Origin of the sequence: Halomonas sp. SIMBA_159 (assembly GCF_046536035.1) — a bacterium.
GTDB classification, from domain to species: domain Bacteria; phylum Pseudomonadota; class Gammaproteobacteria; order Pseudomonadales; family Halomonadaceae; genus Vreelandella; species Vreelandella venusta_A.
In genome coordinates this window covers 1-272 of record NZ_JAWJBT010000566.1, presented here as the reverse complement: position 1 = coordinate 272, position 272 = coordinate 1, and the positions used below count along the sequence as shown (strand labels likewise).

The 272-nt window shown below is 53.7% G+C and carries 1 protein-coding gene; it reads left to right on the top strand.

All coding sequences use genetic code 11. From position 1 onward, the window contains the following. Positions 1–272 (top strand): EamA family transporter (locus tag R0J87_RS20475; protein ID WP_498888553.1); only part of this gene is annotated, 272 nt, incomplete at both ends.

The window sequence follows — 272 nt, the reverse complement described above, 5'->3', positions numbered from 1 at the left end:
CCCTGGCCGGCTTTGCTGGTGCAATGATCATTCTTGAGCCGTGGGCCGACAATTTCAATCTGGCCTCATTACTGCCCATCGGCGCCGCTTTCTTCTGGGCGAGTTATTCACTGATGGTGAAAAAGATGTCGCACCACGATTCTCCGACGACTATGGTTGTCTACCTGCTGGTGCTGATCACCCCCTTCAACCTTTTTCTTGCTGCGCCTGATTTCACCCTGCCTGTTGGCCAGCACACCTGGGTTCTTCTGATAGGCGCCGGATTATTTACC